10 protein-coding genes, 1 tRNA gene and 1 pseudogene are annotated in these 16,660 nt (G+C 75.1%); all 12 read left to right on the forward strand.

The features are described 5' to 3' along the window. The first annotated feature begins 28 nt into the window (after positions 1 to 28). Positions 29 to 397: a cyclophilin-like fold protein gene (locus CRP52_RS16960; protein ID WP_097237166.1), complete on the forward strand. Its 369-nt coding sequence runs from the start codon at positions 29 to 31 to the stop codon at positions 395 to 397. Between the two features lie 184 nt (positions 398 to 581). Beyond that, positions 582 to 1,568, forward strand: a complete 987-nt coding sequence (locus CRP52_RS16965) for a hypothetical protein (RefSeq protein WP_097237167.1) — start codon at positions 582 to 584, stop codon at positions 1,566 to 1,568. Then, positions 1,558 to 3,090 (forward strand): DUF7059 domain-containing protein, encoded by a 1,533-nt coding sequence (locus tag CRP52_RS16970; RefSeq protein WP_097237168.1) that lies wholly within the window; start codon positions 1,558 to 1,560, stop codon positions 3,088 to 3,090. The genes CRP52_RS16965 and CRP52_RS16970 overlap by 11 nt, the downstream gene beginning before the upstream one ends. A 131-nt stretch (positions 3,091 to 3,221) precedes the next feature. Next, entirely contained in the window at positions 3,222 to 3,698 is a 477-nt protein-coding gene (locus CRP52_RS16975) for a DUF3592 domain-containing protein (protein ID WP_097237169.1), read from the forward strand. Between the two features lie 402 nt (positions 3,699 to 4,100). Then, positions 4,101 to 6,968: a type I DNA topoisomerase gene (gene topA / locus CRP52_RS16980; protein WP_097237170.1), complete on the forward strand. Its 2,868-nt coding sequence runs from the start codon at positions 4,101 to 4,103 to the stop codon at positions 6,966 to 6,968. Between the two features lie 214 nt (positions 6,969 to 7,182). Then, a complete protein-coding gene (gene tmk, locus CRP52_RS16985; RefSeq protein WP_097237171.1) occupies positions 7,183 to 10,731 on the forward strand; it encodes a dTMP kinase in 3,549 nt (1,182 codons plus the stop codon). Between the two features lie 227 nt (positions 10,732 to 10,958). Beyond that, positions 10,959 to 12,170, forward strand: a complete 1,212-nt coding sequence (locus CRP52_RS16990) for a DNA polymerase III subunit delta' (RefSeq protein WP_097237172.1) — start codon at positions 10,959 to 10,961, stop codon at positions 12,168 to 12,170. A gap of 687 nt (positions 12,171 to 12,857) precedes the next feature. Further along, complete coding sequence (locus tag CRP52_RS38310; RefSeq protein ID WP_097237173.1) at positions 12,858 to 13,679, forward strand: hypothetical protein; 822 nt, start codon at positions 12,858 to 12,860, stop codon at positions 13,677 to 13,679. Positions 13,680 to 13,795: 116 nt separating this feature from the next. Continuing rightward, positions 13,796 to 15,421, forward strand: coding sequence for an alpha/beta hydrolase (locus tag CRP52_RS17000; RefSeq protein ID WP_097237174.1), 1,626 nt, complete (start codon positions 13,796 to 13,798; stop codon positions 15,419 to 15,421). Positions 15,422 to 15,527: 106 nt separating this feature from the next. Next, a complete protein-coding gene (leuE, locus tag CRP52_RS17005) occupies positions 15,528 to 16,178 on the forward strand; it encodes a leucine efflux protein LeuE (RefSeq protein ID WP_097237175.1) in 651 nt (216 codons plus the stop codon). Between the two features lie 83 nt (positions 16,179 to 16,261). Next, positions 16,262 to 16,335, forward strand: a tRNA-Thr gene (locus CRP52_RS17010). A 49-nt stretch (positions 16,336 to 16,384) separates the two neighbouring features. Next, a pseudogene (locus CRP52_RS17015) lies at positions 16,385 to 16,610 on the forward strand (mobilization protein); the annotation flags it as partial. Positions 16,611 to 16,660 lie beyond the last annotated feature (50 nt).

The following is a 16,660-nucleotide window of genomic DNA, read 5'->3' on the forward strand; positions in this document are numbered from 1 at the left end:
TCGGACCTCGTCGCGGAAGAGGAAGTCCATGCGGATACGCATCCTGTGGCCGGCCGGGCAGGCGACCGCCACGCTGGCGGCCACCCCCACCACCGAAGCGCTCTGGGCCGAGCTGCCGATCGACTCGTCGGCGAGCACCTGGGGCGAGGAGGTCTACTTCGGTACGCCCCTGAGTGTGCCGCGCGAGGACGGTGCCCGACAGGTCGTGGAGCCCGGCACGGTCGCCTTCTGGACCGACGGGGACAGCCTCGCGCTGCCGTACGGGCCGACCCCGGTCTCGCGGGCCGGTGAGTGCCGGCTGGCCAGCCCCTGCAACGTCCTCGGCGCCCTGGACGGGGACGCCGGGGTGCTGCGCACCGTACGGCCGGGCGACCCGATCCGGGTCGAGCGGGCCTGAGTCGCGGCCGGGGGCGGGCAGCCGGTCGAAGGGGCCGGTCGAAGGGCCGGACGGAGATGCCGGGTGGAGATGCCGGGTGGAGATGCCCGGCGGAGATCACCGGCGGGAACCGGGAACCGGGGAGCGGACATCGGCCGTGTAGGTTCGACGACCGAAGACGACCGAAACCGAAAGGCTTCTCCCGGTGAACAAGCGACTGTTGGCCGTACCCGCCCTCGGCGTGCTGCTCGCGTTCGGCGCCGTCGGCTGTGGCGGCGACGACAACAGCAAGCAGCTGGAGTCCTGGGCGTCGAACGTCTGCGGCTCGGCCAAGGACCCGATCGCCCAGGCGCAGGCCGCGCTCGCCGACACCGGCCAGGTGAAGACCGGTGAGGCCCCGGCCGACCTGCAGAAGCGGCTGTCCGCGGACATCGGCCGGCTGGCCAAGACCAACCAGGACATCGCGGCCGCCATCGACTCGGCCGGCGCCCCCAAGGTTCAGGACGGTGCGGCGCTGCAGAAGGACACCGTCGACGAGCTGAAGAAGGCGGCCGACGGGTACCAGGAGGTCCAGAAGAAGCTGGACGCGCTGCCCAACAACGACCAGGCGAAGTTCGCCGACGGGCTGCGCAGCGTCGCCGACCAGGTGCAGCAGCTGGCCTCGCTCTCCACCCAGGCGCAGGCCAAGCTGCAGCGCGGCGACCTCGGCGCCGCGATGGCCAAGCAGGGGGGCTGCAAGCCTTCTGCGACCTCTGCTCCGGCCTCCGTCCCGACGGGCGGGGCGAGCGCCGTCCCGACGGGTGGGGCGAGCGGTACCCCGGCGCCTGCAGGTGCGACCCCGCCCCGACCCCGGCCCCCGGCGCGACCGACACGGCGGGCGCTCCCGGCAGCACTCCCGCGCCCGGGGCTCCCGCCGCCACCACCCCGGCTGCCCCCACCACCCCTGCCCCCAGCGCGAGCTGACCGCAGGGAACGGACAGCCGGTGCCGCTCGCAGGGGCGGCGCCGGCTGCTGCGTGTCGCGGCCCGTGCGGCCCGTGCGGCCGGTGCAAGACCGGGAGCAGACCGGGTGCGGCAGGGGCGCGGGGAGGTGCGCCGGGGGCGTGTGGGGCCGGGCGGGCTTCCGCTGGGGACGGCGAGGGCGGGGCGGCCGACGGGTGGGCCGCGGGGGACAATGGCGGGGTGATCAGTAGCCCCGTTCTCGACCCGACCCGCCTCGCCAAACTGCGCGAGGCGCTGCTCGCCGCCTCGTTCACCGCCGACGGGTGCCTCGACCTGCTCGGGCCCGCCGGCTACTCGGCCCTGGCCCGCAGCGAGGCGGTCCCGGCGCTGCGTGCGACCCGCGGCGGCAGTCCGCTGGAGACGCTGGTGCGGCTGTTCCTGCTCCAGCAGCCGGTGCCGTACCAGGCGGCCGCCGCCGCGCTGCCGGTGGAGGACTGCCTGGCGGACGGCTGGCTGCGCCCGGACGGGGACCTGGTGCGCGCCACCGTCGACGTCCGGCCGTACGCCAACGAGGTTGCCGGGCTGCCGAGTTCGGATGCCTGGGTGGTCTCCGACCTGGGCTGCGCGGTGGGTGGCGCGGGCGGTATCGGCTCCGGTGAGACCGCGCACGGGGTGGCCCGCAAGGACCTGGTGCTGGGCGTCGGCGGTGCCTCCACCACGCTCGCCAACATCACCGTGCGCCGCCCCGTCCGGTCCGCGCTGGACCTCGGCTCGGGCTCCGGTGTGCAGGCGCTGCACGCGGCCCGACACTCCGGCACCGTCACCGCCACCGACCTGAACCCGCGCGCCCTGCGCTTCACCGAGCTGACCCTGGCGCTGTCCGGGTTCGACAACACCGAGATGTCCGCCGGGAGCCTCTTCGAGCCGGTCGGGGAGCGGAAGTTCGACCTGATCGTCTCCAACCCGCCGTTCGTCATCTCGCCCGGTGGCCGGTTCACCTACCGCGACGGCGGCATGGCCGGCGACGACCTGTGCCGCAGCCTGGTCCGCTCGGCCGCCGACCACCTGGAGCCCGGCGGCTACTGCCAGCTGCTCGCCAACTGGCAGCACGTCAAGGGCGAGGACTGGCACGAGCGGCTGGCCGGCTGGGTCGCGGGGACCGGGCTGGACGCCTGGGTCGTCCAGCGCGAGGTCCAGGACGTGGCCCAGTACGCCGAGTTGTGGCTGCGCGACGGCGGCGACCACCGCGGTCCGGGCGGTGACTACCAGGCCCGGTACGGCGAGTGGCTGGACGCCTTCGAGGCGGGCCGGGTCGAGGGCATCGGCATGGGGTGGATCACCCTGCGGGCGAGCGGCGCCGAGCGCCCGACCGTCCGGGTCGAGGAGTGGCCGCACCCGGTGGAGCAGCCGCTCGGCCCGCACATCGAGGCCTGGTTCGACCGGCAGGACTTCCTCCGCTCGCACGACGACGCCGCCCTGCTCGCGGCCCGCTACGTGCTGGCCGACGAGGTGGTCCAGGAGCAGGTCGGCGCGCCGGGGGCGGAGGACCCGGAGCACGTGATCCTGCGTCACAACCGCGGCATGCGGCGGGCCACCAAGGTGGACACGGTGGGCGCGGGCTTCGTCGGGGTCTGCGACGGGACGCTGTCGGCGGGCGAGATCGTGGACGCCATCGCGCAGCTGCTCGGCGAGGACCGGGTGGTGCTGCGGGACCGGGTGCCGGAGTCGCTGCGGCTGCTGACCGAGCAGGGGTTCATCGACCCGGTCCGCTGAGGCCGGCCCGGTTCACCCTCCCGTACCCCCTGGTTCGTCCGGTGGCCGCCGGGCGGCTTCCCCCCGTTGGCCGTCCGCTGTGAGGCTCTGTCCACAGGCTGTGGACAGAGCTGGGGAGCCGGGGGCCAGGGGTGGACACGACGACGGCGACGGTGGGCGGGCTGGTGCTCGCCCTCTTCGGTGGCGTACTGCTGCTCTGGTGCGCCGCCGAAGTGCGCCTTCGCCGTCGGGTGCGCCGCCGGGGCGTCGCAGCGGTGGCCACGGTGGTCGCCGAGGACGACGTGCACGGCCGACTGGACAGTGCACCGCTGCTCTCCTTCTCCGTGCCGCCCTCGGTCGGCGGCTCCGGCGGGTCCGGCAGCTCCGGCGGGTGCCGGATTGCGGGGCTCGTGCGCACCCGGCCGCGCGGGCACACCCCGCTGCGCCGCCCGGACCGCTTCGCCCCCGGGTCCTCGGTGCGGATCTGCTACGACCCGGAGCGTCCGAGTCGCGTGGTGCTGGCGGCCGGGGAGGTCGGCCGGGCGGCCGCCACCGATCTGCTGTGGAGCGCGCTGGGGGTGGCGTTCCTGGTGGCGGGCGCCGGGCTGCTGGCCGCGGTCGGCGGCTGACCGTACGGGCTCCTGGCGTTCCGGGCTCTCGGAGTCCAGGGATCTCGGCGTCCCGGGCTCCCGATCGTTCCCGGCCGTCCTGGAGGCCCCGCGGCCCCGGGCGTCGATTTTGCGTTGACAGATCTTGAAATCCGTCATTCCATCCTCCGGAACCTGCCGAAGGCCGCCCTCCACGGGGCGGGAACCTCCGTCATCGGGTTACCGTTCGAGTGGCGTCGGTGAGCCCGGCACGTGGAAACGCAGGATCCGTCCGTTTGACAAGGGTGGCCGGGGTACGGTCACACTCCGCTGTGTGGGGGTGTCGTGAAGCGGCGGCCCCGGACGGTGGGAGGGGTCGGGCGGAGCGCAGCCCGTGCTCCCGGCGTCGGCCAGCCACATAAGGACCGGGAGAGAAGAGCGAAGGTGTCCCCGAGCAGCGAGACCGCGCACGGACAGCGACTCGTCATTGTCGAGTCGCCGGCCAAGGCGAAGACGATCAAGGGCTACCTGGGCCCCGGCTACATCGTCGAGGCGAGCGTCGGGCACATCCGCGACCTCCCCAGCACCGCGGCCGAGGTGCCGGACAAGTACACCGGCGAGGTGCGCCGCCTCGGGGTGGACGTCGACCACGACTTCGCGCCCATCTACGTGGTCAACGCGGACAAGAAGTCCCAGGTCAGCAAGTTGAAGTCGCTGCTCGCGGAGTCCGACGAGCTCTTCCTCGCCACCGATGAGGACCGCGAGGGCGAGGCCATCGCCTGGCACCTGCAGCAGGTGCTCAAGCCCAAGGTGCCGGTGCACCGGATGGTGTTCCACGAGATCACCAAGACGGCGATCCAGGAGGCCGTGGCCAACCCGCGCGAGCTCAACCAGCGCCTGGTCGACGCCCAGGAGACCCGCCGCATCCTCGACCGCCTCTACGGCTTCGAGGTCTCGCCGGTGCTGTGGAAGAAGGTCATGCCGAAGCTGTCGGCGGGCCGCGTGCAGTCCGTCGCGACCCGCCTGGTGGTCGAGCGGGAGCGCGAGCGGATGGCCTTCCGCACCGCCTCGTACTGGGACCTGGTCGGCACCTTCGGCACCGGCCGCACCCCCGCGGACGCGGCCAACCCGGAGACCTTCGGCGCCCGCCTCGCCAGCGTCGACGGCAAGCGGATCGCCAGCGGCCGCGACTTCGGCTCGAACGGGCAGCTGAAGGCCGGCAGCGTCAACACCCTGCACCTGGACGAGCAGGCCGCCCGGCAGCTGGCCGCCGCCCTGGCGCAGACCGCGTTCAGCGTCCGCAGCGTCGAGTCCAAGCCCTACCGCCGCTCGCCGTACGCGCCGTTCCGCACCACCACGCTGCAGCAGGAGGCCAGCCGCAAGCTGGGCTTCGGCGCCAAGCGGACCATGCAGGTGGCCCAGAAGCTGTACGAGAACGGCTTCATCACCTATATGCGCACCGACTCCACCACGCTGTCGGACACCGCGATCTCCGCCGCCCGCGCGCAGGTCACCCAGCTGTACGGCGCCGACTACCTGCCGGACGCCCCGCGCACCTACGCCAGCAAGGTCAAGAACGCGCAGGAGGCGCACGAGGCCGTCCGCCCCTCCGGCGACCGCTTCCGCACCCCCGCCGAGACCGGCCTGAGCGGCGACGACTTCAAGCTGTACGAGCTGATCTGGATGCGCACCGTCGCCTCCCAGATGAAGGACGCGGTCGGCCAGTCCGTCACCGTCCGGGTCGGCGGCACCTCCGCGGACGGCCGGGACGTCGAGTTCTCCGCCTCCGGCAAGATCATCACCTTCCACGGCTTCCTCAAGGCCTACGTCGAGGGCGCGGACGACCCGAACGCCGAGCTCGACGACCGCGAGCGCCGGCTGCCGCAGGTCGCCCAGGGCGACCCGCTGGGCGCCGAGCGGATCACCCCGGAGGGCCACGCCACCAAGCCGCCGGCCCGCTACACCGAGGCCTCGCTGGTCAAGGAGCTGGAGGACCGGGAGATCGGCCGCCCCTCCACCTACGCGTCGATCATCGACACGATCATCCAGCGCCGGTACGTGTTCAAGAAGGGGACGGCGCTCGTCCCGTCCTTCCTCTCCTTCGCCGTGGTCAACCTGCTGGAGAAGCACTTCGGCCGGCTGGTCGACTACGACTTCACCGCGAAGATGGAGGACGACCTCGACCGGATCGCCGCCGGTGAGGCGCAGTCCGTGCCGTGGCTGAAGCGCTTCTACTTCGGCGAGGGCGAGGGCCACGCCGCGGGCGGCGCCGCCGAGGCCGGCAACGGCGACGGCGACCACCTGGGCGGTCTGAAGGAGCTGGTCACCGACCTCGGCGCGATCGACGCCCGGGAGATCAGCTCGTTCCGGATCAGCGACGACATCACCCTGCGGGTCGGCCGCTACGGCCCGTACGTCGAGCGCGCCTCCACCGTCGAGGGCGAGCCCGGCCAGCGCGCCGACATCCCCGACGAGCTGCCGCCGGACGAGCTGACCGTCGAGCTGGCCGAGGAGCTGCTGGCCAAGCCCAGCGGCGACTTCGAGCTCGGCCCCGACCCGGTCAGCGGCAACATGCTCGTCGCCAAGGACGGCCGCTACGGCCCGTACGTGACCGAGATCCTGCCCGAGGGCACGCCCAAGACCGGCAAGAACGCGGTCAAGGCGCGCACCGCCTCGCTGTTCAAGACGATGTCGCTGGACACCGTCACGCTGGAGGACGCGCTGCGGCTGCTCTCGCTGCCGCGCGTCGTCGGCACCGACGCCGAGGGCGCCGAGATCACCGCGCAGAACGGCCGCTACGGCCCTTACCTCAAGCGCGGCACCGACTCCCGCTCGCTCACCAGCGAGGACCAGCTCTTCACGATCACCCTCGACGAGGCGCTGGCGATCTACGCCCAGCCCAAGCAGCGCGGCCGGGCCGCCGCCGCCCCGCCGCTCAAGGAGCTGGGCAACGACCCGGTCAGCGAGCGCCCGGTGGTGGTCAAGGACGGCCGCTTCGGCCCGTACGTGACCGACGGCGAGACCAACGCCACGCTCCGCAAGGACGACGACGTCGAGACCATCACGCCGGAGCGCGGTTACGAGCTGCTCGCCGAGAAGCGGGCGCGCGGGCCGGTGAAGAAGGCGGCGAAGAAGGCCCCGGCGAAGAAGACGGCGGCCAAGAAGGCGACGGCCACCAAGACCACGGCCACCAAGACCGCGGCGAAGAAGACGGCCGCCAAGAAGACCACCACCACCAAGACGGCGGCGGCGAAGAAGACGGCGGCCAAGAAGACGGCCGCGAGCAAGACCGCGGCCACCGACGAGGGCTGACCGGAACCGGACCTCCCGACAGCGGCACCGGGCCCGTGCCCCCCATCCGGGGGCGCGGGCCCGCGGGTTGTCGGGGGAGGGGGTGGGGGAGGGGTGGGGCCGGGAGGGGAGAAGCGCGGGGATGTGTGCGGGGAACGTCACAACCCGGTGATGAGCAGGATCCGGAAGCCCGTTCGCCACAAGCCGGGCAGGCCCCGACCGCTACGCTGACCGTATGACGAGCGAGGAGCAGCCCACCCCCAGCGCCGCCCCGGCCGCCAGCGCCGCAACGCCCGACCTGCCCGAGGTCGCGCCCGCCGGTACGCCGGTGGACCGGGCGCGGGCACTGCTGCGGACGCGTGGCTACCGGCGGCTGTGGACGACCCAGCTGATCGGCGGTACCGCCGACCGGCTCGGCCTGCTGGTGCTGCTCGCGCTGACCGTGATCGCCGCGGCCGTGGGCGGCCGGTTCGGCGACCTGCCGCGCAGCCTCGCCTTCGCCCTCGCCGCGGTCCTCGCCGTCCGGGTGGCGGCCACCGGCCTGGTCGGCGTCGCGCTGCTCGGCCCGGTGCACCGGTTGGTCGCGGGCAAGCTCGACCGCCGCTGGACGCTCTTCGGCGCCGACGCGCTGCGCGCCCTGCTGATCGGCCTCGCGCCCTGGTGGACCGTCTGGCTGGGCTCCGGCCCGAAGCCTTCCGGCGCCGCCACCTACGTCCTGCTCGCCACCGTCTTCGTCACCGGTGCCGCCGAGCAGGTCTGGGGCATCGCCAAGGCCGCGGCCGTCCCCGGCCTGCTGCCGGCGGCCGATCCGTACGCCCCGGCCGCCGAGCAGCGGCCCGCCGCCGCGAACCTGGAGACCGTCCGGGGCATCGACCGCTTCACCGGCTGGGTCACCGTGCCGCTGGCCGCCGTCGGCCTGGTCGGCTTCACCCTGCTCAACAACATCGGTGCGGCGGCCGGCGCGGACTGGCTCCGCGCCCACCAGCTCGCCTTCGCGGCGCTCGGCGCGGCCGGGCTGTTCGCCGCCTCGGCGGCCCGCGACTACCTCCAGCAGCTGCCCGGCGGCCCGGTGACCGTCGCCCCGGTCTCCCCGCTGCAGGGCCTGCGCGCCCCGACCGACGCGGCCCCCGGCCCCGCGCTGGGCAAGGGCCGCACCGGCAGCGCCCCGTACTTCACCTTCGCCGTCGCGGCCGGCTTCGCCTCGATGGCGGGTGTCGCCGCACTGGCGCTGCTCACCGCCGCCGAGCACCGGGCCGGACCGATCGGCTACGGCCTGCTGGTGCTCGCCGCCACCGCGGCGCCCGCCCTCGGCGCCCGGCTCACGCGGGCCACGCTGCCCGCGCTCTCCCGCCGCCGGCTGCTCGCGCTGGCGCTGCTGACCCAGGGCGTCGCACTGATCCTGGCCGGGCTGGTGCTGGACTTCGTCCTGGTCCTGCTGCTCACCGTGCTGGCCGGCCTGGCCGCCGGGATCGTCGTCTCGGCCGGCCGCACCCTACTCGCCCAGGAGGTCGAGGAGGCCCGGCTGCCGAGGGTCACCGAGCACCTGGTCGCGGTGCTGCGGGCCGTGGTCGCCGCCGCCCTGGTCGTCGTCCCGCTGATCGCCGCCGCCTACGGGGACGTCGAGTACGGCACCGTTGAGCCCGGCTCCTTCACCTTCATCCACGGCGGCGCGGCCCTGGCCGTCGCCACCGCGGGGCTGCTCACGCTCGTCCTCGCCGCCGTCGTGCTGCTGCGCACCGACGACCGGCGCGGCACCGTGCCCTTCGGCCGGGACCTGGTGGACGCGGTGCGCGGCGCCGCCGGACCGGTGCCGCACCGGGGCGCGGGAACCGGTTTCTTCATCGCCCTGGAGGGCGGCGACGGCGCCGGCAAGTCCACCCAGGCCCAGGCGCTCGCCGAGTGGATCCGCGGCAAGGGGCACGAGGTCGTGCTCACCCGCGAGCCCGGCGGCAGCCCGGTCGGCCAGCGGCTGCGCGGCCTCGTCCTGGACGTCGGCAACACCGGCCTGTCGCACCGCGCCGAGGCGCTGATCTACGCCGCCGACCGCGCCGAGCACGTCGAGAACGTCATCCGGCCGGCCCTCGCCCGCGGCGCCGTGGTGATCACCGACCGGTACATGGACTCCTCGATCGCCTACCAGGGCGCCGGGCGCGACCTGGCCGCGACCGAGGTCGCCCGGATCTCCCGCTGGGCCACCGGCGGACTGCTGCCCGACCTGACCGTCGTCCTGGACGTCGACCCGACCAGGGCCCGGGAGCGCTTCACAGAGGCGCTGGACCGGCTGGAGTCCGAGCCCACCGAGTTCCACCAGCGGGTCCGGGCCGGCTTCCTCGCCCTCGCGGCCGCCGACCCGGCGCGCTACCTGGTCGTCGACGGCAGCCAGGCCCCCGGCTTCGTCACCACTGCCATCCGCCACCGGCTCGACCGTGAGCTGCCGCTCTCCGACCAGGAGAAGGCCTCCCGCGCCGAGCAGGAGCGCCTGGCCCGCGAGGCCGCCGAGCGCCGCGCCGCCGAGGAGGCCCGCAAGAAGGCCGAGGCGGAGGCCGCCGAGCGCAAGCGGCAGGAGCTGCTGGAGCAGCTGCGCGCCGAGCAGGCGGAGAAGGAGCGACTGGCCGCGGAGGAGGCCGAGCGGGCCGCCGCCGAGGCCCGGCGCAAGGCCGAGGAAGAGGCGCGCCGCCGGGCGGAGGAGCAGGCCAGGCTCCGCGCCGAGGAGGAGGCACGTCGCCGGGCCGAGGAGGAGGCCAGGCTGGCGGCCGAGGCCGCCGAGCGCCGACGGCTCGCCGCCGAGGCGGCCGCCCAGGCGGAGCTGCAGCGGCAGCGGGAGCTCGCCCGCGAGGAGCAGCGCCGCCGGGCGGAGGAGGCGCTGCAGCGGGCCGAGGAGGCCCGGCTGGCGCAGGCCGCCGCGCTGGCGGCCGCGGCTGCGGCGGCCGAGACGGCGGCGGTGCGGGCCGAGGGTCTGGCGGACGGCCGGGCTGCGGGAGCTCCTGGGACTGCGGGGGCTCCGGGGGCTGCGGCCGGGGACGCCATGACCACGGAGCTGCGGGCGGTTCGGGAGACCCCGGCCGGCGCGGCGGACGGACTCGGTGACGAGGCGACGCGCGAGCTGTCGCTGCGGGACCGGCAGGCGGCCGTCCGGGCGGCGGAGGCCGCGGAGGCTTCGAAGGCGGCCCGGGTTGCTGCGGGTGAGGCGGCCGACGCGACCGCCAAGCTGCCGGTGGTGCCGGCCTCGGCGGTGGACGAGACGGCCGTACTGCCGACGATCCCGGCGGAGGCGGACCGGACTGCCGTGCTGCCGCGGGTCGAGCCGGGTCGGCCCGGAGTCCCGGGCGGGGGCGCCGGGGCGCCGTCGGGCCCGTCGGGCCCGTGGCGGGCGGAGCCGGTGGACAGTACGCGTGAGCTGCCGGTGGTCGGTGGCGAGCCCGGTGCGGACCCGCGGGCGCCGCAGGTGCCGCCGGTGCCGTCGCGGCCGCAGGCGCAGTCTCACGTTCAGCCGCAGGCGGAGTCGGAGCCGGCCGAGGGTCGGGACCAGTCGGCCGGCGAGCGGACTCGGCCGGAGTGGGCCGAGGAGACTCCGATGGACGACCTGCCGAGCCTCACCGACACGCTGCTCGGTTCGCGCGACGAGTGGGAGCGCTGGGATCGCGGCGGCCCGGAGCAGGGCGGCCCGCAGGGCGCGGCCGGCCGGCCCGACGGGTACGACCAGGCCGAGGGCGACGGCAAGGGCGGCGACGGCAAGGGCGGCGACGGCAAGGGCAAGGGCCGCCGCTGGGGCCGCCGGGGCTGACCGGACACCTGGGCACGGCGCCGTCGGGGCAAGCCCCCGGCGGCGCCGTCGTCGTATCGGCCGACGTCCTGGTTGTCGTACCGGCTGTGGTGAATCGGGCGTCGTGAATCGGGCGTCGTCCCGGTTGGCGTGACCCGGACGGCGCAATGGCTGTCGGAGCGGAGACGTATGCTCGACGGCGGGGAAGAGGCGCCGTCGGCGCTGCCGTACGGAGCTTGGGAGCAGCAGTGGCCGTCTGGGACGACCTGGTGGGCCAGGAGCGGGTGGTCGAGCAGCTGACCGCCGCCGCCCGGGCGGCCGGGGCGACGGTCGAGGTCGGCCGCGGGGCCGCCCCGAATGAGGGCGCGAACGCCTCCCTGATGACGCACGCCTGGCTCTTCACCGGCCCGCCCGGTGCCGGTCAGGTCACCGCCGCGCGCGCCTTCGCGGCCGCCCTCCAGTGCACCAGCCCCGACCTCGCGCTCGGCGGCACGCCCGGCTGCGGCTTCTGCGACGGCTGCCACACCGTGCTGGCCGGCAGCCACGCCGACGTGAAGTACGTGCGGACGGACGGCCTGTCCATCGGCGTCGGCGACATGCGCGACCTGGTGCTGCGCGCCTCCAGCTACCCGACCGGCGGCCGCTGGTCGGTGATCCTGGTCGACGCCGCCCACCGGCTCACCGAGGCCGCCGCGAACGCCCTGCTCAAGGGCGTGGAGGAACCTTCCCCGCGCACCGTCTGGCTGCTCTGCGCCCCCTCCGTCCAGGACGTGCTGCCGACCATCCGTTCGCGCTGCCGCCTGCTGGTGCTGCGCACCCCGGCCGCCGAGGCGGTCGCCGACACGCTGGTCCGCCGCGACGGCGTCGACCCGGAGACCGCCCGGCTGGCGGCGCTCGCGGGGCAGGGCGACATCGAACGTTCGCGCCGGCTCGCCGTCGACGAGCAGGCCCGTACCCGCCGGGCGGAGGTGCTGCGGATCCCGCTGGAGGTCGGCGACATCGGCGGCTGCCTGGCCGCCGCCCAGCGCTTGGTCGACACCGCCAAGGCCGACGCCGAGGCGCTCGCCGAGACGCAGGACGCCAAGGAGACCGACGACCTCAAGGCCGCCTACGGCGCGTCCGAGGGCGGCAAGGCGCCACGCGGCATGGCCGGCGCGGTCAAGGAGCTGGAGAAGCGGCAGAAGAGCCGGGCCACCCGCACCCGCCGGGAGACCCTCGGCGTCGCCCTGCTCGACCTGCTCGGCTTCTACCGGGACGTGCTCGCGATCCAGCTCGGCTCCACCGGCGCGCTCGCCAACGAGGACCAGCGGCAGGCGCTGAACCGGGTCGCCCAGGCCGGCCCGGCGGAGGGCACGCTGCGCCGGATCGAGGCGGTGCTGGCCTGCCGGGTGGCGCTGGACCGCAACGTGGACCCGCTGCTCGCGGTCGAGGCGATGACGGTGGCGTTGCGCGCGGGCTAGCGGCTCTTGCGTTTGTTGCGGGTTGCGGGTTGCGGGTTGCGGGTTGCCGGTTGCCGGTTGCCGGTTGCCGGTCGCCGGTCGCCGGTCGCCGGTTGCGGGCTTTGCGGCGTCGGGGCCCGGGCCGCTCCTGCGGCGGACGGCCGTACGCCTCCCGGAGCCGGTGCGCTGTCCCACCTTCGAGTGAACGGGCGATACGCGCCGGGCACACCTGCGTGTGACCGTCCGTCCGTTGTGCACGCTGGGGGCCGACTGCGCCCGGTGCCGGGCCGGTCGTCCCCCGTACGCGCCGGTCCGGTCCGGCGCCGGCCCTCCGTCCGTGGTGGTGCGTCGCATGGTCCGTCCGCTCCTCGTCATCCCCCTGTTGGCCGCCGCACTGGGCGGGATCTGGCTGGCCCGCGGCGCCCTCCAACGCTGGCGCGACCTTCGCGTCGCCGAGACCTACGAGCTGGCCGGGGACCGCTGGCCGATGCTGGTGCGGGCGGCCGGGGCGATGGTCTGCGGGGTGTGCGTCACCGCGTTGACGCTGCTCACCGCGCTCGGCGCCTTCGGCGGGCTGGGCCGCGGAGACCGGGAGGCGGACCGGGCGCAGCCCGTCGTGGACGCGGCGGGTGGCGGGACGGGTTCGGGCGCGGGTTCGGGGCGGCGGCGGGGGCCGGGGTCGCGGCCCGGCAGCAGGCCGCGCCGCCGGTGGCCCCCGAGGCCGCTGCTCCAGGTGCCGCGGCTGCCGCCACCACGGCGCCCGCCGCGGTCAGCCGCTTCGACAGCGTCGGCCACCCGGGCGGCGGCGAACTGCTCCAGTCCGCGGTCCTCGGCCCCGACGGCCGGCCGCGCAACGTCCGGGTCTGGCTGCCGCCGCAGTACGCCAAGGAGCCGAGCGCGCGCTTCCCGGTCGTCGTGATGCACGCGGCCGCGCCGCGCAAGACCGCCGACGCCGAGGTCCCGGACGTCTTCGAGGGCATCGGTTCGGCCCTGCAGTCCGGCAAGACCAGGCCGTTCATCCTGGTCGCCCCCGAGGCGCCGAACGGCACCGCGCACCCGTGCGAGCTGGTCGCCGCCGCCCCGGCCGCCGTCGCCGACGACGCGGCCCTGCGCGCCACCGTCGCGGCCTCCTTCCGGACCCTGCCGCCCGGCCCGGCCTCCTGGGGCACGCTCGGCGTCGAGGGCGGCGCGCCGTGCGCGGCCGCCGCCGGGCTGGCCCGCCCCGACCTCTACGGCGCGGCCGCGGCGGTCTCCGGCCGGTACGACGCCGCCGCGCTCACCCAGACCGGCGCCGAGGCCCCGGCCGGCAGCGCGGCCAAGCTGCTGCTGGCCGCCGCCAAGGCTGACACCGCCGGGCTGGACGCGGCCCGCAAGCTCCAGGCCTCGCTGAAGGCCGGACCGGGCCCGGCGGCCAAGGCGGACGTGCGGATCTCCGACAACGTGCAGGACTACACGCCCGACCGGGAGCGGCTGCGGCTGGTCCGGCAGGCGGCGCAGTTCCTGGCCGAGGCACTGGCCAAGGCGTCCTGAGCGGCCAAGGCGTCCTGAGCGCCGTCCGAGCGGGCACTACGCTGCGCCCGGTACCCCGGAGCGGGTACCGGGCAGCCGCATTTTCCGACTGCACACCAAGGCTGGGAAGGAACCGCATGAGGGCGATCGGGCGGGTACGGGCACGGGCGGTGGCCGCGGCGCTCGTCGTCGGGTTGCTGGCGGGCGGGTGCAGCTCAGGTCCGTCCGGGGACCCGGGGGCGGCTTCGGGTGGCTCGGCCGGCTCGGATGCGGCCTCGGCGCCGGCGGCCGTCGCGGCCGGGGCCACGCCGCTGGAGCCGCTGCCGGCCGCCGTGCCCGCCGCGCTCGCGCCGTACTACGCGCAGCAGCCGACCTGGCAGCCGTGCGACGGCGGGTTCGAGTGCACGACCTTCCGGGTGCCGATGGACTACGACCACCCCGGGGACGGCGACCTCACGCTGGCGGCCGTCCGGGCTGCGGCCGAGCCGTCGGGGGCCGCCGGCGGGGCCCCGGATCCGCGGCTCGGCTCCCTGCTGCTGAACCCGGGCGGGCCCGGCGGCTCGGCGGTCGAGTACCTGGAGGCCGCCGCCCGGACGTACGACCGCGGGGTGCGCGCCCGGTACGACCTGGTCGGCCTCGATCCGCGCGGGGTGGGCCGCAGCAGCCCCGTCACCTGCCTGAGCGGTGACCGGATGGACGCCTTCACCGCCGTCGACCTGACCCCCGGCGACCAGCGCGGGATCGACGCGCTGGTCGCCGCCGACAAGGAGTTCGCCGAGGGCTGCCGGAAGCAGGCCGGGGCGGCGCTCGGCCACCTCAGCACCGTGGAGGCCGCCCGCGACATGGACGTGCTGCGCGCCCTGCTCGGCGACGGGAAGCTGAACTTCGTCGGCAAGTCCTACGGCACCTTCCTCGGCGCCACCTATGCCGGGCTCTTCCCGAGCCGGACGGGCCGGCTGGTGCTGGACGGCGCGATGGACCCGGCGCTCGACTCGGTCACCGGCAACCGCACCCAGGCCGGCGGTTTCGAGACCGCCTGGGCGGCCTTCGCCAAGGACTGCGCCAAGCGCGAGGACTGCCCGTTCGGCCACACCGAGCAGCAGGTCGGCGAGCAGCTCACCGCCCTGTTCGCGGCGGTCGGCACCGAGGCGCTGCCGACCACCGACGGCGGCCGCCGGCTCACCGAGTCCCAGGCGACCACCGGCGTCATCCAGGCCATGTACGCCGACTTCCTCTGGCCCAGGCTGCGCACCGCCCTCGCCGACGCCAGGGCCGGCGACGGTACCGGCCTGCTGAAGCTCTCCGACGCCTACTACGGGCGCGAGGCGGACGGCTCGTACCCCAACCTGATGTTCGCCAACACCGCGGTGAACTGCCTCGACCTGCCCGCACCGTTCGGCGGGCCGGAGGACGTCCAGCGGGCGGTGCCGGACTTCGAGCGGATCTCCCCGCACTTCGGGCGGGACATGGCCTGGATGGCGCTGACCTGCGCCTACTGGCCGGTCCGGGCCACCGGCGCGGCGCACACCGTCCGGGCCGCCGGGGCCGCTCCGATCGTCGTCGTCGGCACCACCCGCGACCCGGCCACCCCGTACGCCTGGGCGCAGTCCCTGGCCGGGCAGCTGGAGTCCGGCCGGCTGCTCACCTTCGAGGGCGACGGCCACACCGCGTACGGGCGGCACAGCGGCTGCGTGGACGGCGCGGTGAACCGCTTCCTGCTGACCGGGGAGGCCCCTGAGCAGGGCAAGCGCTGCGACCGGTAGGGACGGGCGTTCCGGACGTCCGGTAGGTGGTTGCGGCTTCAATCGCTAACCAGTACGACGTTACGATGAGCGGCCCCCTGCCACCTTCCCTGCACCGGAGCTCATCGTGCTCGGAGTCAACGACCTGGCGACGTACGTCCTCGGCGCCCTCGTGATCATCCTGCTGCCCGGCCCCAACTCCCTGTACGTGCTGTCCGTCGCAGCCCGCAAGGGCATCCGGACCGGCTACCGAGCCGCGGCCGGCGTCTTCGTCGGCGACCTCACCCTGATCAGCCTCACCTCGCTCGGCGCGGCCTCCCTGCTGAAGGCCAACCCGGCCGTCTTCGCCGTGGTCAAGTTCGGCGGCGCCGCCTACCTGCTCTGGATCGGCTACGGCATGCTCCGCGCCGCCCGACAGCTCTGGCTCGAACGCCGGGCCGAGGCCGACCCCACCGCCGAACCGGCCCCCGAGACCACCGAGAACCCCTTCCGCCGCGCCCTGGTCGTCAGCCTCCTCAACCCGAAGGCCATCCTCTTCCTGCTCTCCTTCTTCACCCAGTTCGTCGACCCCTCCTACGGGCAGCCCGTCCTCTCCTTCGCCCTCCTCGGCGGCATCCTGCAGACCTTCAGCCTGCTCTACCTCTCCCTGCTGATCTTCGCCGGCACCACCCTCGCCACCGCCTTCCGCCGCCGCAAGCGCCTCTCCGCCACCCTCACCAGCGGCGTCGCCGTCCTCTTCGCCGGCTTCGCGGCCAAGCTCGCCGTCTCCTCCGCCTGACCCCCGCCCCCGGGGCATCCGGGTACGGATCACCCGCGAATCTGTGTAGACTGGCCCGCGTTGCCGCCACAGACGGCAACGGTGCCGCCTTAGCTCAGTTGGCCAGAGCAACGCACTCGTAATGCGTAGGTCGCGGGTTCGAATCCCGCAGGCGGCTCAGTGGAGGCCCAGGTCAGGTAACTCGTGACCTGGGCCTTTTGTCATTCCCCGACCACGCTGCCCGGATCCTCGCCGACCCCAACTGGCCCGCCCTCGCCACCATCCTCGCCGACGCCGAAGCCGGCGGCCACACGCCCCACCAGCTCCTCACCGAGGCCGCCGCCCGCCGCGAACTCGGCGGCGCGCGCCTGCCCGCCAAGGTCCTTATCGCCCGCATCCAGCACACCAGCTACAACCCGGCACCGAACCGCACCGTCGAGGCGGCACTCCTGCGCTCGTCTGCCGCCCCGCTCGTCCACCACCCCACGACCAACCCGTCATCC

The organism is Streptomyces sp. 1331.2, from assembly GCF_900199205.1.
GTDB lineage: Bacteria > Actinomycetota > Actinomycetes > Streptomycetales > Streptomycetaceae > Kitasatospora.